The 21,569-nt window shown below is 55.7% G+C and carries 17 protein-coding genes; 11 read left to right on the plus strand and 6 right to left on the minus strand.

All coding sequences use genetic code 11. The features are described 5' to 3' along the window. Position 1: 1 nt before the first annotated feature. From CAUR_RS18650 to CAUR_RS18660, 3 genes are all read right to left on the minus strand, one after another. Positions 2-1,285: a nickel pincer cofactor-dependent isomerase, group 22 gene (locus tag CAUR_RS18650; RefSeq protein ID WP_012259389.1), complete on the minus strand. Its 1,284-nt coding sequence runs from the start codon at positions 1,283-1,285 to the stop codon at positions 2-4. Between the two features lie 491 nt (positions 1,286-1,776). After that, positions 1,777-2,610, minus strand: a complete 834-nt coding sequence (locus tag CAUR_RS18655; RefSeq protein WP_242604977.1) for a hypothetical protein — start codon at positions 2,608-2,610, stop codon at positions 1,777-1,779. Positions 2,611-2,626: 16 nt separating this feature from the next. Then, positions 2,627-3,514 (minus strand): DUF488 domain-containing protein, encoded by an 888-nt coding sequence (locus tag CAUR_RS18660; protein WP_012259391.1) that lies wholly within the window; start codon positions 3,512-3,514, stop codon positions 2,627-2,629. Between the two features lie 561 nt (positions 3,515-4,075). Between CAUR_RS18660 and CAUR_RS18665 the strand changes: the two genes are divergently transcribed. From CAUR_RS18665 to CAUR_RS18675, 3 genes are all read left to right on the plus strand, one after another. Next, entirely contained in the window at positions 4,076-5,074 is a 999-nt protein-coding gene (locus CAUR_RS18665) for a glycosyltransferase family 2 protein (protein ID WP_012259392.1), read from the plus strand. Positions 5,075-5,092: 18 nt separating this feature from the next. Further along, on the plus strand, positions 5,093-7,249 hold the full coding sequence (locus CAUR_RS18670) for a glycoside hydrolase family 2 protein (RefSeq protein WP_012259393.1): 2,157 nt from the start codon (positions 5,093-5,095) through the stop codon (positions 7,247-7,249). 1,480 nt (positions 7,250-8,729) lie between these two features. After that, positions 8,730-9,914, plus strand: a complete 1,185-nt coding sequence (locus tag CAUR_RS18675) for an acyl-CoA dehydrogenase family protein (protein WP_012259394.1) — start codon at positions 8,730-8,732, stop codon at positions 9,912-9,914. 695 nt (positions 9,915-10,609) lie between these two features. Here the strand turns inward: CAUR_RS18675 and CAUR_RS18680 are convergent. The 3 genes from CAUR_RS18680 to CAUR_RS18690 form a co-directional block, all read right to left on the minus strand. Further along, positions 10,610-12,484 (minus strand): DUF5671 domain-containing protein, encoded by a 1,875-nt coding sequence (locus CAUR_RS18680; RefSeq protein ID WP_012259395.1) that lies wholly within the window; start codon positions 12,482-12,484, stop codon positions 10,610-10,612. After that, positions 12,481-12,975, minus strand: a complete 495-nt coding sequence (locus CAUR_RS18685; RefSeq protein WP_012259396.1) for a nuclear transport factor 2 family protein — start codon at positions 12,973-12,975, stop codon at positions 12,481-12,483. Before CAUR_RS18685 ends, CAUR_RS18680 begins: the two co-directional genes overlap by 4 nt. Before the next feature lie 105 nt (positions 12,976-13,080). Further along, positions 13,081-13,689 carry a metal-binding protein gene (locus tag CAUR_RS18690; protein WP_012259397.1) on the minus strand — a complete coding sequence of 203 codons (609 nt, stop codon included), beginning with the start codon at positions 13,687-13,689 and terminating at the stop codon, positions 13,081-13,083. A 236-nt stretch (positions 13,690-13,925) separates the two neighbouring features. On the opposite strand from CAUR_RS18690, the gene CAUR_RS18695 reads away from it, so the two are divergent. The 8 genes from CAUR_RS18695 (at position 13,926) to frr (ending at position 21,566) form a co-directional block, all read left to right on the plus strand. Then, positions 13,926-15,296, plus strand: coding sequence for an ATP-binding protein (locus tag CAUR_RS18695; protein WP_015909443.1), 1,371 nt, complete (start codon positions 13,926-13,928; stop codon positions 15,294-15,296). Further along, positions 15,293-16,012 carry an RNA methyltransferase gene (locus CAUR_RS18700; protein WP_012259399.1) on the plus strand — a complete coding sequence of 240 codons (720 nt, stop codon included), beginning with the start codon at positions 15,293-15,295 and terminating at the stop codon, positions 16,010-16,012. Before CAUR_RS18695 ends, CAUR_RS18700 begins: the two co-directional genes overlap by 4 nt. A gap of 535 nt (positions 16,013-16,547) precedes the next feature. Continuing rightward, positions 16,548-17,807, plus strand: a complete 1,260-nt coding sequence (locus tag CAUR_RS18705) for an MFS transporter (RefSeq protein WP_012259400.1) — start codon at positions 16,548-16,550, stop codon at positions 17,805-17,807. A gap of 264 nt (positions 17,808-18,071) precedes the next feature. Beyond that, on the plus strand, positions 18,072-18,587 hold the full coding sequence (gene tpx / locus CAUR_RS18710; protein WP_012259401.1) for a thiol peroxidase: 516 nt from the start codon (positions 18,072-18,074) through the stop codon (positions 18,585-18,587). A 198-nt stretch (positions 18,588-18,785) separates the two neighbouring features. Beyond that, positions 18,786-19,502 (plus strand): 30S ribosomal protein S2, encoded by a 717-nt coding sequence (gene rpsB, locus CAUR_RS18715; protein ID WP_012259402.1) that lies wholly within the window; start codon positions 18,786-18,788, stop codon positions 19,500-19,502. 172 nt (positions 19,503-19,674) lie between these two features. Beyond that, positions 19,675-20,202, plus strand: coding sequence for a translation elongation factor Ts (gene tsf / locus CAUR_RS18720; protein WP_015909444.1), 528 nt, complete (start codon positions 19,675-19,677; stop codon positions 20,200-20,202). Positions 20,203-20,274: 72 nt separating this feature from the next. Further along, complete coding sequence (gene pyrH, locus CAUR_RS18725) at positions 20,275-21,009, plus strand: UMP kinase (RefSeq protein WP_012259404.1); 735 nt, start codon at positions 20,275-20,277, stop codon at positions 21,007-21,009. Continuing rightward, positions 21,009-21,566 (plus strand): ribosome recycling factor, encoded by a 558-nt coding sequence (frr, locus tag CAUR_RS18730; protein WP_012259405.1) that lies wholly within the window; start codon positions 21,009-21,011, stop codon positions 21,564-21,566. The genes pyrH and frr overlap by 1 nt, the downstream gene beginning before the upstream one ends. The last annotated feature ends 3 nt before the right edge of the window (positions 21,567-21,569 follow it).

Below are 21,569 nucleotides of genomic sequence, written 5' to 3' on the forward strand. Positions count from 1 at the left end.
GTTATCCTTCAACGCAATCGAGAACCCATTCAGCGGGGCCGAGTAATTCAAGATTGGGGTGAGCTGTAACCTCCGGCAAGAGTGCTTCACTGACCAGCAACTCTTCCAGATGAAGCGTGTCGGGAATGCGTACCAGCCGCACTGCCGCCAGATCAGGCTGACCACACGTCTTGATCGCCATCGCCACTGCATCACGTTCGGTAGGCAGGGTTATCGGCAATCCACCTTTGCACAGACCAACCAAACCAGCCGTCAACACATTCACATAGGTGGCGTGAAAATCGATCTTCGCAGCCAGACGCGCCGTCGTAATGTCGGCAAGGCCGATCCCATTCGCATTCCCGTGTGTTTCGGGGGTAAGATCAAGCACCACAATCACATTAATCACCGGACGATCAGGTGGTGGCTCACCGGGAATAGGCAAACGCCCGATCACGTTCGTATCCATGCCGGTACCACTGATGTTCTTACCGATGCGATCAACCACCAGCACATCCAGACGGTCGAAGGGCAAGCGGGCCATCATCTCTTTGCTGCGCAGCAGCAACTCAGCTTCACCGGCGCCACCAATCTCTGCGGGTGGCAGAGCCACAATTGCCGCCGTCTGATCGCGGGCATCTTCCAGGATTGCCAGCCCGGCCAGCACTCTCCCCCGCTCAACCACCATCCGCGCCATCGGCACCAACTGCTCTTTCAGGCCGTAGACCGCAGTACGATGCACAATCTCGGCACCCTGGCGTTTTCCCAAACCGACGGCACACATTTTCGCCAGACCACTCTCAATCGGGGCCTTAAACGATGTGTGGGTCTTGATGCGATTGATCACCAACACCCCATCGGCTTCGGCTGCGAACCGATCCATGTAGACCGGCGTACCATCGGCGATCCGCCCCAGTTCGACCACATCCATCGTTGCCCGAATCGGGCAACCAACCGACTGTTCGGTGATGCCGAGCGACGCAAGGAGGGCCACCTGACCTTCCGCCGTTGCTCCACCGTGACTTCCCATCGCCGGCACGATAAAGGGTTCAGCACCGTGGGCACGCAGCCAGGCCACTGCCGCCGCTGTAATCGTCACGATATTGCTAATCCCGCGACTGCCGGCAGTCACGGCAATCCGCATACCAGGCTGGATGTGGCCGGCCAGCCCGATTTTGTCGAGTTCAGCATAGACGACTGCTGCGACATCGGCTATGGGCGATGTCTGCCAGCGCTGACGAACACGAAAGAGCGGAGGAAGTGGCGTATCGGCCCGAATGTGCTCAATGTTGAGCGTGATCTGCATCGTCTAGCCTCGCTGTGAAGTAATCTATCACGGCATGCTGGATTGTACCATAAGCCGGTAGTGGGTTGTCATACCAAATCTGGTGTCATACCCCAGGTTGCTATCTTTGTCACCACAGAGACACGGAGGACACAGAGAGTGGGCATAACCTGAGTGTTTATGCACAACACCAGCGTTGCCGCGACGCATGCATCGGGATCACGTTTTGGAGAGGATACCATTTTCAGCCAGAGTTGCCTGTGTTGCGTCGTAGGGAGTGCGGCAGCCACGTTGCCATACCAGCCGCACTCACGATCAGGCACAGAATTGGAGCGGCTTTCCCGCCGGTTATGTGGGCGACGTGCGTACAGAGCACGTGCGTCTGGTTTGATCACCCGTGATGAGCGATATGCACTACTTAGCACGGAACTGATTGCAATCCGATGGAGTGATTGCCGAGTGGATTAATGAAACAGGTTCTCGTGCGAAATACGTTAACACACGTACAATATTCAAGACAGCTCCTGGAAAAGCCGCAACTGGTTTTCTCGTTTTGGATGAAACGTTCCAATGATAACGAAGGGATTAGGAGCTTTTTTGTGGTACTGCATTGTAGTACCTAAAAAGAAATACAAATCCTTTGTTCTGGCAAAATCATCAAGATATTTTTTACGCACATCCTCAATTGCTTTTTGCTCGTCACCCTCGTGGCGTTCAAGACAATTCCAGAACAGTTGACCTGTTTCCCAGTCTTCTATCATAAGATTACTTTCTCTACCGGCACTGTCTACAAAGCGGTACTTGAATTGATAGGGAAGTTTTCTTACAATCCGAAACTCTTCACCCAAATCTTCTTCATCATCGGGAAAAAGTTTCAGTTGCCGCCGTTTTGCCTGAATTTGCATCACTTCGCGAAAATCCCACTCTCTTTCAGTTGCTTCTGCATAGAAGTCGAGAATTGCGGTAGGCTTAAAAGTGGCAAGGGATGTACAAATATTTGGATTCTTAGCCTCGGCAATCAACTCATCAAGATTATCATACACTTTCCTCAAACAAACTTTCTTACGTTCTTCCCAGTTATTTTCTGTACCAATACTTCCCACAACCCTTATCTTCGTTCCAGGAACTGGTCTATAACTCTCTGGACGAAAATCTTGTTGACTTTTTTCAAGTTCGATTTCAATCCAATCATATTTTCGGTATCGCTCTTCATAGGTCTTTTTACGAAAGGGGATAGGGTAAATCCTGATCCATGAGCCATCCTCACGAAAACCGGCAGTACAAACCAGTTCGTCGTACTTAACCGAAATGGTTGGATAGGTTTTAACTGTAACCAAGACCTTCATCAGCATTATCCTCACCTCAAAGATGTACTACTTCGTAGGAAAATTCGGGCAATTTGCTGATTGCATCGGCCAGATGACTGCGATGGCAGCGCTGGCTCTCAGCTTCAAAACAGGTAAGAGCGATACGGTGATAACACAGAAGAATGTTCAAAATGCGTTGTTGAAACGATACGGTCGTGGGCAGAATCTCTCGACGATAAGCGGCAAACAGTTCTTCATAATCCTCCTGCGATTTCAAATTCTTTCTCAGTTCCGAGACAATCCCAACTTCTGGAATATGAATATACCCGATACCCAGATTCTCACAATATGTTCGTAGCTGGCTCTTACTAAAACCTGGCTTCATACTCACTGGATTATTGCGCACATCTACCAGGATTTTAATACCATTTCTAATCAATGTATTAAGGTAGTTTTCCAAAGAGCGACCTTCATAACCGATAGTAAATAATACAATCCTTGATTCTTCATCCTGACATTGTTTTATTCGTCGTTTTGCTTCGTCATCCAAAATCTCATCAAGGATTTTACTCTGCTGAGCATAGTAAGGATATTGCTCGTATAACTCTCTAAGCAGATCATTTCTGGCTTTATATCGATATTGCTGACAAAGTTCATGCAGAAAATGCATATCACGCTCAGTAACACTATCGAACAACTGTGGATGTTTTTGTACAAGTGTTACTGTATGTTTATCTACCGCCAGAAAACCTTTTCTAAATAATGCGTTTATGTCCCACTGAGCGGTAAACGAAAAGCCACCATAATAGTAAGGAACAAATTCGTAGATAGGTTTTTCCTGGCGCTGGCTAAGCAGAAAGAGCATTTTTTGCAGGTATAGCCTATCTATTGTTCCACCAAATACGTCTATTAAGGCGAGCAGTACTTTTTGACGATATAGCATTATTTACACCTGAAAGTGACCTCAGTTTCTCGATAGCAATGTATCTAGTCTGTGCTCTCACTGCATGGGGGTTGTTCTACGTCAACTCTTGTGATTGCGCTCTTCAGAACGTTTTTTCTATTATATCACATACGGACAAGAACTTATTTCACAAAAGCTGTGCTGTCGTGCTCCCAGACGGTCGCGCAGGCGCACGAACGCTTGCCAATGACCAACGTCAGCATATCCTACTCCCAGGCTACCGGTATAGCAGCGAGGATGGCTGACGACCATCTCTGATGCCATCACGCGCTAGATTGGTTAACTTACCCGCTCGTTATCCGCGTGTTGCGCAGTGTGGAGTGCGGCAGCATGGCTGCCGCAGCAGCCGTGCTCACGATCTGGGGCGTGGCACACCGGTAACCCTGCTGAGCGATGATTTTTAGTAAACCGGATTTGATACTAGCCTGTATACCTCTTCTTCAATGAGAGCCATAATGAGAGTTTCTCTCTCGCCGATGACCACCACGCCTCAGCTATGGTACACTATGCACAGTAAGGGTGAGGAATACAGAGCAACTTATGCTGGCAATCATCATTGTATCCTGGAATGTGCGTGATCTGCTGCGACGCTGCCTGAGCGCTGTTCAGGCAGCGCTGGCTGCGGGCAATCTCTCTGCTGAGATCATTGTGGTTGACAATGACAGCCATGATGGTACAGCGGCCATGATCCGTCAGGAATTTCCCGCCGTGCATGTGATCGAAGCCGGTGCCAATCTCGGTTTTACCGCCGCCAACAATCTGGCCCTGCGCACGCTGCTGGCGCGACCGGATGGCGGGCCGGAGTTTATCTTGTTCCTCAACCCGGATACCGAACCACAGGCTGACGCGATTCCGCGCCTGGTCGGTTTTCTGCAAGAGCATCCGGCAGCTATCGCTGTCGGCCCTCGTTTACTGTACAGCGATGGAAGTCAACAATCCTCGCGCCGTCGCTTTCCAACGCCGCTGACCATGATCTGGGAGAGTACGCCGTGGGAGCGCCTCTGGCCGCGTAATCCATGGGCACGCGCTTACCACTGCGCCGACCGGTCTGCCGACCGGGTGCAACGGGTGGGCTGGCTGGTTGGTGCCGCACTGCTGGTACGGACAACGGCTATCCGTCAGGCAGGCTTGCTCGACGAGCGGTTTTTTATGTACAGCGAGGAACTCGAATGGCAGTGGCGTTTGCAGTGGCAAAACCCAGTCGCGCCGGCACCTGATCGATCCCGGCGCGAGCATGTGGAAGTGTGCAGTCAAATCTGGTACCTTCCTGATGCTGTGGTTATCCATCATGAAGGAAAAAGCAGCGAACAGGTGCCACTCGTTCGCCATCGCTACTTTCAGCAGAGCCGTCTCCTGCTGGCTCGCATGTGGTACGGTTGGGTTACCGCAGCCCTCTTGCGTCGTCTGATTTGTCTGGGGTACCAGTATGAATTGATCATCGAGGCACTCAAACTGGCGCTCGGTCATCGGCCAGAGCTGCGGCGGCAGCGGATTGTGCTCTATCAGCAGGTGTTGTATACCTTGAATAATACCCGGTAGTCATTGCCGAATTAGCATATGTATCTCGTTACCCTGCAGGATAACTGGCAGATTCGCCCGCTGAACGAATTTTCGCACGGCATCTACCCGCGTCACGATAGCGAATGGCTACCAGCCATCGTTCCGGCTCACTGGCAACAATTACCAGGGCTGGAAACCCACAGTGGCAAGGTGGTCTACCGCTGTCGCTTCCCCAACCCGCCTGAAGTGAGTCGTGTCTCTGGTGAACGGCGCTGGTTGCGCATTAACGGCGCGTTCTACTATCGGCACACCTATCTTAATGGGATCGATCTGGGTGCCCACGAGGGCTATTTCGAGCCGACTGAGCACGACATCACTACCTTGCTGCGTGCCCAGAACACCTTAATCATCGAACTCGATTGTCCTGATGAACACAACAAAATCGGCAAACGGATGATTACGGGGGTCTTTTCGCATTGGGATTGTTTCGACCCCCAGGCTAATCCGGGAGGTATCTGGTTGCCGGTCGAGATGCACTACAGTGGCCCTGTGCGCCTCCACCAGGCTCGCCTGCGCACCGAACATTGTGACGCCCGGCTGGCGCAGTTGCGTTTTGCCCTTGACCTCGACGCTGCCCAGGCCGTGACCATCCGCAGCGAATTGATCTTCGCGCCGCTGACATTCCACGGTGAAACACAGGTCTTTACCGTTCAGCGTCGCTTGCGGGGCGGCAAACAAACCGTGCAGGGTCTTTTAAAATTGCGCGAACCGCGTCGTTGGTGGACGCATGATTTGGGCCGCCCCGATCTCTATCAGGTGACCGTGCGCATCTGGCTTGATGACTGCCTGAGCGATGAGCAATCATTTGCGTATGGTGTGCGCACCTTTGAATTGCGCGACTGGATTCCCCATCTGAACGGTGAGCGGTTTCTGGCCAAGGGAAACAACTACCCGCCCGGCGATATGCGGATTGCGACGATGAATCGCGAGCGTGCTGAGCGCGATCTATCCCTGGCACGCGATTGCCACATGAACATGCTCCGCGTTCATGCCCACATCGACCATCCGGCCTTCTACGATGCGGCTGATGCCGCCGGGATACTGCTCTGGCAAGATTTTCCGCTCCAGTGGCTGTATCGACCAGACGTGCTACCGGCAGCCCGTCACCAGGCCCGGGCTATGGTACGCTTGCTCGGCAATCATCCCAGTATTGCGATCTGGTGCATGCACAACGAAGCGATCCACCTCGAAGATACTGCCGATGAATCGCTCCCGGCGCGGCTACGTACCTATCAATCGGCATTTGTCTTTAGCTGGAACCGTGATGTGATGGATGTGCAGTTGAAGCAGATCGTCGAAGAAGAAGACCCAACCCGACCGGTAGTGCGTTCGTCGGGTGAGCCAGATGTTCCCTACGTGCGTACCGGCACCGACGCCCATGCCTACTTCGGCTGGTATCGCACCTACGGTTCGCTGGCCGATGGAGAAGCGGTACGGGCGCGTTTTCCGGGAAACCTGCGCTTCGTGACCGAGTTCGGTGCGCAGAGTTTTCCCAACCTCGAGAGCAGCCTGCGCTTTATGCCTGATCCGCTCGACGATGCTGCGATCAATCGCCTGATAGAACGGCATGGTCTACAGGCAGAGATCATGTCGGCCTGGTATCCCTGGCGGCAGGCAACATCACTGGCCGAAGTGATCGAGATGTCACAGAACTATCAGGCCGAACTGAATCGCTTCTACATTGATCGCCTTCGCTACCATAAATATCGTCCAACCGGTGGTATCATCGCCTTTCTCTTCGTCGATCCGTACCCCGCTGTTTTGTGGAGCGTGATCGACTACTGGCGGGTGCCCAAACGTTCGTACTACGCTCTGCGCGACTGTTTTCGCCCACAATATGTCTTTACCCTGATCGAGCCGCGCACATTTACCATTGGCGAAGCAATTGATCTTCCTATCTACGCCGTCAACGATGCCCGCGAGCCGCTGGTTGGTGCGCAACTGACCATCAGCCTGTACGACCCCACCGATACCGAACTGGCTACCGTTGTTCGCTACCTCGATCTCCCTGCCGACTCTCTGGCAACCGAAGTTGATCGCCTGCGCCTCACACCAATCCGTGCCGGCGAGTACACCATTGTGCTGCGCCTGATCGGAGCCGGGCCGGAGTTTACCAATCGCTATCGGTTAACTGCGGAAGAGAAGACACCCTAAACGTGATCTGGACGTTGAAGTCTACACGCCCTTGCAGCTCCATATGCGGGGACACGGATAGACGCGGATTAGGCGGATGCACGCGGATAGGTTGTCTGTAGAGCAGGTTGAAGGATGGGCCATTGGCATATCCACCAGCGGCCGTGGGCAGCATTTGGCGGGGACACGGATAGACGCAGATTAGGCGGATGACCGCGGATAGGTTGTCTGTAGAGCAGGTTGAAGGATGGGCCATTGGCATATCCACCAGCGGCCGTGGGCAGCATTTGGCGGGGACACGGATAGACGCAGATTAGGCGGATGACCGCGGATAGGTTGTCTGTAGAGCAGGTTGAAGGATGGGCCATTGGCATATCCACCAGCGGCCGTGGGCAGCATTTGGCGGGGACACGGATAGACGCAGATTGGGCGGATGACCGCGGATAGGTTGTCTGTAGAGCAGGTTGAAGGATGGGCCATTGGCATATCCACCAGCGGCCGTGGGCAGCATTTGGCGGGGACACGGATAGACGCAGATTAGGCGGATGACCGCGGATAGGTTGTCTGTAGAGCAGGTTGAAGGATGGGCCATTAGCATATCCACCAGCGGCCGTGGGCAGCATTTGGCGGGGACACGGATAGACGCAGATTAGGCGGATGACCGCGGATAGGTTGTCTGTAGAGCAGGTTGAAGGATAGGCCATTGGCATATCCACCAGCGGCCGTGGGCAGCATTTGGCGGGGACACGGATAGACGCAGATTAGGCGGATGACCGCGGATAGGTTGTCTGTAGAGCAGGTTGAAGGAAGGGCCATTGGCATATCCACCAGCAGCCGTGGGCAGCATTTGGCGGGGACACGGATAGACGCGGATTAGGCGGATGCACGCGGATAGGTTGTCTGTAGAGCAGGTTGAAGGATGGGCCATTGGCATATCCACCAGCGGCCGTGGGCAGCATTTGGCGGGGACACGGATAGACGCAGATTAGGCGGATGACCGCGGATAGGTTGTCTGTAGAGCAGGTTGAAGGATGGGCCATTGGCATATCCACCAGCAGCCGTGGGCAGCATTTGGCGGGGACACGGATAGACGCGGATTAGGCGGATGCACGCGGATAGGTTGTCTGTAGAGCAGGTTGAAGGATGGGCCATTGGCATATCCACCAGCAGCCGTGGGCAGCATTTGGCGGGGACACGGATAGACGCGGATTAGGCGGATGACCGCGGATAGGTTGTCTGTAGAGCAGGTTGAAGGAAGGGCCATTGGCATATCCACCAGCAGCCGTGGGCAGCATTTGGCGGGGACACGGATAGACGCGGATTGGGCGGATGAACGCGGATCGGTCGTTGGCAGAGCGGGCTGAAGGATGGGCATTGGATTGTGGGCCGTGCATTGCATACTACCAGAATTGCGCCCGGCCAGACTTGATCACGATGATGATATTCTGTGTTATAATTATTACGCAGTGCGTCATACACGTATTATCTCAGGAGGCGAACAATGACGATCGCAAGCGAGCGCGGTATCGATCTCTTCCACTTCGACGAACTCCTCACCCCGCGCGAGCGCGCACTTCGCGATAAGGTGCGCGCATTTTGTAACGAGCACGTGTTGCCGATCATCAACGATTACTGGGAGCGAGCCGAATTTCCCTTCGAGCTGATTCCCCGGATCGCCGAATTAGGGATCGTCGGTGGCACCATCCAGGGCTACGGTTGTCCGGGATTCTCCAGTGTTGAAGTTGGGCTGATCGCTGCCGAGCTGGCCCGCGGTGATGGCAGTGTCGGCACATTTGTCGGCGTAACCAGTGGTCTGGCAATGGGTGCCATCGCTGCCTGCGGTTCAGAGGAGCAGAAGCAACGCTGGCTACCGGCGATGGCCCGGCTAGAAAAGATTGGTGCGTTTGCCCTCACCGAGCCTTACGTCGGTTCCGATGCGGCTCACATTCGCACCACTGCCAAACGTGTGAGTGGCGGCTACCTGCTCAACGGCGCCAAGCGTTGGATCGGGAACGCTACCTTTGCCGACGTGATCGTGGTGTGGGCCCAGGATGAAGAGACTGGTCGGATTGGCGGATTTTTGGTCGAGAAGGGCACCCCCGGCTATCGGGCAACCAAGATCGAAGGCAAGATTGCCAAGCGTTCGGTCATCAATGCCGACATTACCCTGGAGAACGTCTTCGTGCCGGAAGAGAATCGCCTGCCGTTGGCCCGCTCGTTCCGTGATACGGCGAATATCTTGAAGAACACCCGCTATGGGGTCGCCTGGGAAGCAGTTGGTCACGCTCAGGCTGCCTACGAACTGGCACTTGAGTACACCCTCCAGCGCGAGCAGTTTGGCCGTCCGATTGCCGGCTTCCAGTTGGTGCAGCAGAAGCTGGTTCATATGCTCGGTGATCTCACTGCGATCCAGTTGATGGCCTGGCGGCTGAGCAAGCTCCGCGACGAGGACGAAAGCCAGATCACCGAGGGTATGGCGTCGCTTGCCAAGCAATACTGTGCAGCCAAGGCACGCCAGATTGTTGCCCTGGGCCGTGAAGTACTCGGCGGCAACGGGATTCTGCTCGACCGGCATATTGCACGCCACTTTGCCGATATTGAAGCTGTCTATACCTACGAGGGCACCAACGAGATTAATACCCTGGTTGTCGGGCGCGAGATTACCGGGATTGCCGCATTTGTATAACGTCCTCTAATTAACCCTCAACCTCGCTCCTCGTCTTTGAAGAGAGGAGCGAGGTGGCACTCGCTACCACCGGAGCGTTACATCAAATCTGATTTCATAGAGGTCATAGTACACTATCTGGTGTCACCTGAGCGCCACGCTGCGGTGCGCGAGCGCCGGTAGACCAGTGAGAGCGCACCTTACGCACTCACCTGGGAGCGCACGACTCCAGCTCACGCTTACCTCACGCGCTCACCTGGGAGCGCACGACTCCAGCTCGCGCTTACCTCGCTCGCTCACCTGGGAGCGCGCACCTCCGGTGCACTTACTACCTGCAACAACCTGCTGGGACTTCGTCCAGCGCGGCATCGCAAGCCATAACCAGCTCGCAACAGCGCGAGCCATCCGGCACCGCACCACGACACGCTCGTCACCCATTACGCTGGCACTGTGCCTGAGCGTGACAGGCCACGATGTGATATGAGCGCTTCTCTTATGTCCATCTATGTCCGTCACCGCTGGAGCCACAGCTCGAACGGCCTAAGCGTCTCTCGCAACCCTGCGCGTAGGGTGGGCAACGGCCTTACCCAGGCGTACAGGATGTTGGGAGTGGAAAGTTTGCTTCCGTCCTCACCATTTGACAGACGTTTGCATTGAGATGAAGCGTATGTCGCTCCTACCCATGCCCCGGTGTCCATAGTTGACACAGATTCTCCTCAAAACGAGAACAGGGCGATCAGAAATACCAGTGATCCGCTTAACAACGAAACCACCAAAACTACTCCAACCACTACTGCCACAATCGTACCGGCAGTGACTGCGCGTTTGGGGCGCAATGACTCACCGGCCAGCACCTGACGCACAGCATCTGCCAGTTGACGGGCAATCTCAGTCCCCGTCATCGGCTCCACTCCCACCCACATCCAGTTCGTATCGGTCAGCGGTACCAGCAATTTACGCGCCGGATAGCGATTCAACCACTGTGGATTCTCAGTCTGGCGCCACGTGCCAACGATCAGGTTAGCGTTCGCTAGTTGCTGTTCAGCTTCGGCAGACTGATCCCTGACGTAGATGACCAGTTGTGGAAATTGTGCGCGCAATTCAGTGGCAATCTGATTGGCCAGACCATCATCGGCGACAACAGCGACCCGCGTCTGCGCCTGTTTCGCCAGCGCTGCTTCCTCACGCACCCGCGTGTCAGATCGTAGCGCAAGCCCGTGAGTTGCCAGCACACCACTAGCAATCAGCGCGAAGGCCAACGCCTGGGCAATGTCGGCCAGCAGCGAACCGGCAAACGGCTCACCCAGTGCGATACTGATGATGCGGAAGAGGATGTACATCATCGCCAGCAAAAGCGTCAATGAGGCGACGAACAAGAAGCCGAAGAGGTAGATACGGCGTGTGAGTGAGCTACGCTCGGCCACACCTGCCTCACCCGTAGCGCTGGATATGCGCTGTATCCGACGCCAGCACACTGCCCAGACTGCCAGCCCGACAATCAGCATCGCCCCAAACCAGGACAGTGGTTCGCGGAGATCGGATGTTGTCTCGGCTCCGGCCACACCTCGAATGATCACACTCAACATTCCACCCAGACCACCAACCAGAGCCAGTTGCCCGACGGCTGCCACCAGGTACCATGCCACACGCCGCACCCCGGCCTGACGGGGAGCTTCGGGAATGACCGCTGCATCGGCCCGCAAGACCTGACTGTGATACAGGGCGATGACAAGGAAGACAACCGATGAGATCAGCACATCTAGCGGGCTACCGGTTACCGTCAATCCCACCATTTGGCGAAACACCCCGGCCAGCAGGATGGTTGCATTTGTCACTGCTGCCAGACTGCTCACCACAATCACCAGGTAGAGGTAAAACTTGCGCAACACTGATGCCCGTTCATCTTCTTCCGCACTGGCAAAAAGCTGTTGCGCACGCCACCAGTGACCAAGCCAGACGACCAGACCGATGATTGTGGAGGCGATGAGTTCGGGCAAGATCGGCAGCGAAAGGGAACCGCCGAAGGCATTGGCTATTTGCTGAGCCAACGTCGTAATACTACTTGCCCAGACAGCCAGACCAACCCCGGCGGCAAACAACAGGTAGAGACGCCTCACCAATGCACCACCACCGGTCAACGGTGCCTGATGGAGATCGTTACGGGCAACGACACTGTGGTAGGCAAAGAGCACACCAAGGATCGATGACGCAATGATCCCATATTCAAACTGCCCAACGCGGTCGCCGCCTGGGATGCGTAAGATAAACCGCAGTATTGCTGTCAGCAGATCGAAAACACTTCCAATTAGTGCAATCAAAAACAGGGTCAGGTTGCCGTAGAGATAGAGTTTTCGTATCGCCGAAGCTCGTTCGTCCCGATCACGTCGCGCCAGCCGTTCACCCCACAACCAATGCCCCAACCAGAGCGGCAAACAGACCAGTATGGCCGCCAGTTGCAGCGCTGTCGCCTCGATAACCGGCTGTTCATCGGCAACCAGAATTCCGTAGAGCAACCAGATCAACGACCATGTGAAGCCCTGGAGGCCAATCGTGGCACTCACAAACAGATACCAGCGCCTCACCGCTATCATGAGCAGCCTCCCTCTTGCCCCCAGCACCACTGCCACGTGCGCCAATCGTCATTCGCAATTAATTTCCAGCTACCCTCGTGTTGCAGAAGCTCAACAGTAAATGTATAACTCGACGTGCTGCTGCCGAAGAGGCCGGTACGAAAGAATGTCGTCGCCTGTACCGTTACTGTTGCCCGATCACCATTCTGCCGGCTATCGATTACCGCATAGCTAATCTCTTCCTGCGTGACAGCGAGACTTCTGAGCTGGGAACGCATCACCTGTGCATCACGTGGATAGCCCGGCAGGGTAGGCGAGAGCAGACTATGCGCTTGTTCGTAATCACCGCGCTGCAGAGCCAACAGATAATTGAAGACGACATCACCCGGTTCAGTACCGCTACGATAGGTCGGCTCAGCACGGCTTAGCACTATCACCACGGCCACAAGAATTAAGAGGATTGAACCGCCAACAATCGCGAGTAAAAACCGATCACTTGATTGCAGACGCATAAAGCACCCTGTTCTCTGGTATCGTATTGCCATTCAAGAGACACGTCATAGCCTGTGTTGTGTACCACCATGTAAAGACGTGTGACAGGTGCGAAAAGTTCTCGGTCATTGCCGCAAACGCTCTCGCCGTGGGAGCCACTGGTCATGATTGCGATAGCGCCGTCGTAACCGACGACCATACCCTCCCAGCAGCCAGTTCCCCTTCGTCACCAACCAATCGGCAATGGTGTGAGCAGCACTGCCGGTGCAAAAGCCGATGATAAATGCCCACGTCTCACGCGGATAGGTCTCGATCAGAACGTTAACCTGCGTTGCCAGTTCACGGTGATAGGCCGGTGGTGCAAAACCGAGCTGGCCGAGACACCACCCGATACCGAGCAATAAGCCGTACACAACAGCCGCAAAGTAGCCCAGCCGCAAGAGCGGGGAAATAATCAGACTATGACTCCAGAAGGCACGATGCGGGATCAACCACATGTAGGGACGCCATATCCAGAAAAAGATGCCCCAGCGGTTATCAATTGCCGAGTCGATGTCAAGATCGGGTGAAAACATAATGCCCGATACCAGATGCGCACCGCCAAACCAGAGACTACAGGCAAGTGCCGTTGGCGGGCTAAATTGGGCATACTCAAGACAGGCATGGTATACCACCGGTGTCAATGCTATACCACTGACAACCGTTATCAGATCGTGAGTTCGCGCAGACGGCATAGATAACCTGTATTCAACAAAAGATACATTCGCTGCTGAAGGGTCGGTGAATGGTATCATCCCGCATTCTACCAGCCTTTTCTTCCCTGTGTGCGGTAGACGCGCGGGTGCAGTCTCCGGAAACGCGCGTCTCCGGCGCACACTCAGCAACGACCACCCTTGCCCCACCCACAACCAACAACGCACAGCACTTCTGGTATAATAGCACGTGTGTTCGTGCCATGGCGGAGGTTTGTATGGACATGCCATCCCTCACCGGATTCCCCGGTCAACCAGCCGGGTCGCGGCTCGCGTATGCCAGCGAGCGTGAGAGCACTACCGGGCTTGCCGAAACCCTGGCCGCCCTGGCCAACGCTCACGGTGGTACCCTGATCGTCAGTGGCGGACGCGGAACAAGCCTGGCGGCTCTCCACAATCCGGCAGCAGCGATTGAAATGGTGCTGGCGGCAGCCCTCTCGTGTACGCCACCACTCATCATTCCCCTCCCCCAGATCATCGAACACCAGGGCATGTCACTGCTCGCCGTTGAAGTGCCGAGCGGCCTGCCCTACGTTTACGCCGTGCAGGGGCGGTATCTCCGGCGTGAGGGGGCAAATAATGTACCGCTGTCGCCGGCGGCGCTGCATCGTCTGTTTAGCGAACGGGCTGATGTCGGTTGGGAACGGCAGACGCCCCCCGGCGCGTCGTTGCAGGAACTGGATTCCGACCTCATCACCGCCTATGCCCGCCGGGTTGGCCCGCCGGCAGGCGACGACCCGCTCGCCTTACTCACCCGGCGCGGCTGTCTGATCGATGGCATTCCAACCAATGCCGGCCTGCTGCTGTTTGGCCGCGATGTCGCTGCCCGCTTTCCCCAGGCCGAACTAACCCTGGTGAGTTATCGTGGTCGCGAACCGGCAGACACCTTCGAGCGCGAAGATATTTGCGCTCCCCTTCCAGAGGCAATCCGCCGCGCCGAACGCTGGCTCAACGAGCATATGCGTAAAGGTTCGCGCATGATCGGCCTCGAACGCGAAGACTGGACGCAGTTTCCACCCGGCGCGGTGCGTGAGGCACTGGTCAATGCAGTGGCCCACCGTGACTATGCCACACGTGGCGAGGGCATTCGCATCACCATGTTCAGTGACCGGCTTGAAGTCTATTCGCCGGGCCGGCTGCCCGGTCACGTCACCCTCGACAATATCCGGGCTGAACGCTTCTCACGCAACCCGGCAATTGTGCAGGTACTGGCCGACCTCGGCCTGGTCGAACGGCTTGGCTACGGCATCGACCGCATGCTCCGCCAGTTAGCGTCTGCCGGCTTGCCACCGGCCACATTCCGCGAGACTGCTGCCGGCTTTCTGGTCATCTTACCAGGGCAGCCGATGGCCGAAGCTGTTCCCGGTGGTGTCGATACCGCAGCCTGGCGCCGCATGGGGCTTAATGATCGCCAGATTGATGCCTTGCTGTTCGTGGTCGAACACGAGCGGATCACCAACCGCGACTTGCAAGAGATGCATCCCGATGTCAGCCCCGAAACCATTCGCCGCGATCTCTCCGATCTGGTCAGCCGTGGCCTACTCTTGAAAGTCGGCGATAAACGGGCCACCTACTACATTCTCAAATGAACGACATTATTGTCATTCTCCATCAACCGCGTGATCCGCGCAACATCGGCGCAGTGGTACGGGCAATGCTCAACACCGGCTGCCACCACCTGCGCCTGGTCGATCCCTGCCCGTTCGATCCCGCGACGATTAGCGCAGTTGCCCATCGCCCCGATCCCGTGCTGGCGAATCTCACCGTCCACGCACATCTATCGGAAGCTATCGCCGATATACGCTACCTGGTTGGCACCAGCGACCGCCCCCACCCCGGTCTGCCGTGGCGCAACGATGTCCGGCAATGGGCCAACGAAACCCGTCAACGCGCTGCCAGTACCGGCCCGGTCGCCATTCTTTTCGGTAGCGAAGGGAATGGCCTGAGTCGGGACGAATTAGTTTTATGTCAAGAAATTCTCGGCCTGCCGATGGCGTCTGACTATCCCGTCCTCAACCTGGCGCAGGCTGTTTTGCTTGTCTTGTATGAACTACAACAGGTGACGACTCCTCTTGCGCCACCTCCCCCGCCTGGTGAACCCCCGGCTACCCTGGCCGCACGTGAGAGTCTGTATACCGCTGTCGCAGATCTGATCAGCACCACCAACTTTGTCAAGAGTGGCACTGGACAGGCACTGCATCAGCGCCTGCGCACCATCATTGCCCGCGCCGACCTCAGCGAGCGCGATGCTGCCGTGCTGACGGCACTGCTACGCGAGGTGCTGAGGAAGTTGGAGAGGAGGTAGGGTGTTAGGAGATAGAAGATAGGAGATAGAAGATAGGAGATAGAAGATAGGAGATAGAAGATAGGAGATAGGAGATAGAAGATAGGAGATAGGAAAGAGGGGGATACAGATTGCAGGGGTCGCTACGTGAACGGTTTGGAGTGTGGAAGCCATACTTGTGCACTCACCGTACTCCGGGTACGTGCAACGCTTGCATTCACCGATCACAGGCGAGGCGCTGGCGGATTATCGTCGGCGTGGTCGTGGGGGCACGGCATGCCGTGCCCCTACGACTCCTGTCATACCAGGCAGGAGCGACGCATGCGTCGCCCTACTGACGACCAGCGGTGCATCGTTCAGATGCAGTATCGGGATCATCGTTGGCTGGTGTGTCATGACTTCTATTCTGCCAGATTGATATAACAGCCCTTTGGAAGCAGAGCAGGAGAGTCTTTACCGGCTATCCACCTCAAATACGAGCGCATAGTTTCACTTTCTGGTATTATTGTATTATCAAATATGTACTCGACCAACTTTTAACAGGGTTCCCGCTTGTATGACCACCACCATTCCGTTTGCTGCATTTCGTTCACGTGACTTTCGCCTGCTCTGGTTTGGCAACTTTGTATCGCTTACCGGCACCGAAATGACGCGGGCCGCGGTAAGCTGGCACATCCTCGAACTGTCAGGTGGTGATCCCCTCGCTTTGGGGGCTATCGGGGCGGCACGTCTGGTCCCGCTGGTGCTGCTGGCGCTCGGCAGTGGTGTCCTGGCCGATGCCATTGATCGGCGGCGGTTAATGATCGGTGCGCAGATTGCCATGATGCTCTGCTCGTTAGCCCTGGCCCTCACAGCGAATCTTGGCCTGGCAGCGCTCTGGACGATCTACACGGTTACTGCACTGGCAGCAGCCGCCAACACCCTCGGTATCCCGGCTCGCCAGGCCCTCATTCCATCGCTGGTGCCGCGTGAACACCTGGCCGGTGCGCTCAGCCTCAACATTGTCTCCTGGCAACTGGCAACCATTGTTGGGCCAACGATTGGTGGTCTGCTGATCGAATATGGTGGCGTAGGACTGGTCTACTGGGTTGATGTCGTCAGCTTCACTGCTATCTTGCTGGCGCTCCTGCTCATGCGTCCACGCCCAATTGCTGCCGAGAAGCGCGATATTAGCTTACAGGCGGCAATTGAAGGGTTGCGCTTTGTCTGGCGCACACCACTCATCTGGAGCACAATGCTGCTCGATTTTCTCGCCACCTTCTTCAGTGCCGCCACGACCCTGCTGCCCATTTACGCCCAATCTATTCTGAACGTTGGACCGCAGGGGATGGGAATGCTCTACGCCGCACCATCGGTAGGTGCCGTCATTGCCAGTGTTATCTGTTCGATCTGGGGTGCCGGTAATCGCCAGGGGCCACTACTGCTCTGGGCAGTGGCAATCTACGGTCTCAGCACTGTTATCTTCGGCCTGAGCACCAATTTTGCCCTATCGCTCCTCATGCTGGCCATCAATGGTGCTGCCGACACGGTGAGCATGGTGGTGCGGGGCAACATTCGCAACCTGGAAACTCCAGACGAGTTACGAGGCCGCATGGTCGCGGTGAACATGCTCTTCTTCGCCGGAGGACCACAACTCGGAGAGATCGAAGCCGGTATTGCCGCTCGCCTACTCGGCACCCAACTCTCGGTAGCCCTTGGTGGCCTGGCGTGTGTGATCATGACCGGGATTGTCGCAGCAAAGGTGCCGGTGTTACGCAACTACACCAACGGACGGCGCTCACTGGCAGAGTCAACCTCGGTTGCGGCAGCTTCGTAACGTACTGGCGGCAATTGAAGTAGATCTGGTCAATCAGGCAGTGTGTTGCGCTGGATGGTATCATTTCTATAGAGCAGGCTTTCGGCCTGCCCATTGCCAACCCGCTTGCAGCGAACCCGGCTACCTGTAACAACATCCAACAAATCGCACCTCACCAACCTGACATCACCTCCGTGCGGTAAACCTGCACGTATTGACAGACAGCGATCCTTTTTCTACACTATCTCTTGCAGGAGCTATCTTGAAATAGAAAGGTACATCACTATGACTATCGAGCGCCCGGATGCGTTCGTCTTCTTCGGCCCGCAAACAGTTGTCGGCCCTGAATTAAAACCGGGAGACAAAGCCCCCGATTTTACGCTGATCAACAGCAAAATGCAGCAGGTAACGCTGGGTGATTTTGCCGGCAAGCCCCTCCTGATTAGTGTGGTTCCCTCGCTGGATACCGGTGTGTGCAGCAAACAAACAACCCGCTTCAACGAAGAGGCGGCCCGCCTGGCCGGCCAGGCCAACTTCATCACCGTCAGCGCCGATCTACCTTTCGCCCAGGCGCGCTGGTGCGGCGCCAATAACGCCGATGCAATTCAGACCCTTTCCGACCACCGGGATATGAGCTTCGGCACTGCGTATGGCACGTATGTACCAGCTTATCGGATTGAGCAGCGGGCTGTATTTGTGGTTGACCGTGACGGTGTGATCCGATATAGCGAATACGTCCCGGTGGCCGGGCAGGAACCCAATTACGATGCAGCCCTTGAAGTACTGAAATCACTTCTCTAGGTTGACAATCAACCCTCGCAACTGTTTTGTAAGGGAGCGCTTGCCGCCAGCGCTCCCTTATGCTATACTGCCCGTCGGCATAGCAAAATGCCAAATACGCACACCCTGAGGCACAGTCGCTCCTCCGGCATTTGCCGGCCCAGACTGTGAGACACGACGGGTGGAGGTGGTTTTAGCCAGAAAAGGAGCAAAACAGGTATGACACAGGCATTGCCGCGCGTCGTCACAATTCGCGAATTGCTGGAAGCGGGCGCCCACTTCGGACACCCAACGAACCGCTGGAACCCGAAGATGAAGCCGTACATCTTCACCGCCCGCAACGGGATCCACATCATCGACTTGCAAAAGACGGTTACCGGGCTAAGCCGGGCGTATCAGTTCATCACCGAACTTACCGCGCGCGGCGAAAAGGTTCTCTTTGTTGGCACCAAAAAGCAGGCGCAGGAAGCGGTGATGGAAGAGGCCGTGCGCTCTGGACAGTTCTACATCAATCAGCGCTGGCTGGGTGGCACGCTCACCAACTTCGCAACCATCAAACGCCGTCTCAAGCTGCTGAGCGATCTGGAAGAGCAGCGTGATCGCGGTGATTTTGCCCGCCTGACCAAAGCAGAAGCTGCCAAGCTCGAAGAGAAGATTGTCCGCCTCAACCGGGTCTTCGCCGGTTTGAAGGGTATGGATCGTCTGCCGGGTGCAGTGTTTATTATCGACCCGCGCAAGGAAGAGCTGGCAGTACGCGAAGCCGTCAAAGAGGGTATCCCGATTGTCGCAATGGTTGACACCAACTGCGACCCCGATCCAATCGATTACGTGATCCCGTGCAACGATGACGCGATCCGCGGTATTCGCCTGATGGCGGGCAAGATTGCCGATGCCGCCATTGAAGGCACACGACGACGCGAGATGTCTCAGGAGTAACTTCCTGGGGACGGCCTGGCGCCTGACCGGAGACGTGGCATAATACTATCGGTCGAGCGCGCGCAAACCGACGTGTACGGGGGGGCGCATGCCCCTCCGTCGCACGATCCACATCGCTTGTATTTGGATCAACAGCAGAAAATACAGGTTTACAGGCAGAGGGAGCACAACTGTGGCAGTATCAATTGAATTGGTGAAGGAATTGCGCGAGCGTACCGGTGCTGGCATTAAGGAGTGCCGGGACATTCTTGAGCAGACTGGCGGTGATATTAACAAGGCAATCGAGATTCTTCGCGAGCGTGGTATCGAGGCGGCTGCTAAGAAGGCTTCACGCGAAGCAAACGAGGGACTGATTGGCGTGTATGTGCACTATGGCTCGCGCATTGCGGCAATGGTTGAGCTGAGCTGCGAGACTGACTTTGTTGCCCGCACTGCTGAATTTGGCCAACTGGCCAACGACCTGGCCCAGCACATCGTCGCGCTCAATCCGCGCTTTATCAGCGTCAATGAAGTGACCGATGAAATGATCGCCGAGAGTGGTCAGTCACGCCAGGCGTTTATTGAGGAGACGGTACTGCTCGAACAGAAGTTCATCAAAGACCCGGCACGCACCATCGAAGAAAAGATCAAAGAAGCCATCGCAAAGCTGGGTGAAAACATCGTGGTCCGGCGGTTTATCCGCTACGAGGTTGGGGCATAAGAATCAGATGAGCCGGGCAGTTGCGGGACAACACCAGCATTGCCCGGCTCGTTGCTACCTGCGAGTTGTTCCATGCAGCAGCCAAAATATCGCCGGATTTTAATCAAACTCAGCGGTGAACAGATCAAAGGCAACGATGGCGAGGTTATCAGTTACGATATGCTTGACTTCCTCGCCCAGGAGATTGGTCGCGTTCATCGCCACGGTGTAGAAGTAGCCGTAGTTGTCGGTGGTGGCAATATCTGGCGTGGTCATCGAGCCATTGAGCGCGGGATGGATGCCGCCCAATCGCACTACATGGGCATGCTGGCCACGATTATTAATGCTCTGGCCATGCAAGATGCCCTCGAACGCCATGGCCTCGACACGCGCGCAATGACTGCTATTAAGATGGATGAGGTGGCTGAGCCGTATATCCGCCGGCGGGCGACCCACCATCTGGAAAAAGGGCGCGTTATCATTCTGGCCGCCGGTACCGGCAACCCCTATTTCACGACCGACTCGGCAGCCGCTCTGCGCGCAGCCGAAATTCACGCTGAAGTCATCCTGATGGCAAAAAATGGTGTTGATGGCGTCTACGATGATGATCCCCGTCGCAATCCGGCAGCCACCCGCTTCGATCATATCCACTACCTCGAAGCTCTGAATCGTGGGCTGACGGTTATGGATAGTACGGCATTGACCTTCTGCATGGACAATAATCTGCCAATTATCGTGTTCAATGCGCTTGAACCCGGTACTATCGAGCGGATTGTGATGGGTGAACATGTCGGGACGCTTGTGAGTAATCAGCGAGGAGGCGCGTAATGCTGAACGATGTAATCTCTGAATATGAGGCGCACCTGAAAAAGGCCACTGAAGCATTGCGACATCACCTGGCATCGATTCGCACTGGCCGCGCCTCGTCGGCGCTGGTTGAGCATCTTCACGTTGAAGCGTATGGTATGACCATGCCGCTCAATCAACTGGCCAACATCAGTGTGCCTGAGCCACGTCTGATTGTGATTCAGCCTTACGATGCCAATATGATCAAGGCAATTGAAAAAGCGATCCAGCAATCAGACCTTGGCTTGAACCCCAGCAACGATGGACGCGTGATCAGGCTGCCGGTGCCACCATTAACCGAAGAGCGCCGCCGTGAGCTGGTAAAAATGGTGCGACACCGGGTCGAAGAGGTGAAGATTTCAGTCCGTAATCAACGCCGCGATGCCATTGATGATCTGAAGAAGCTGGAAGCTGAAAAGCTGATCAGTGAAGATGAGCTACATCGTGGTCAGGAACGCATCCAACAGTTGACTGATCGCTGCACCCGTGAGCTTGACCAGATCGGTGCGGAAAAAGAGGCAGAAGTGATGGCAGTTTAGCCA

This window comes from Chloroflexus aurantiacus J-10-fl (assembly GCF_000018865.1).
Taxonomy (GTDB): Bacteria; Chloroflexota; Chloroflexia; order Chloroflexales; family Chloroflexaceae; genus Chloroflexus; species Chloroflexus aurantiacus.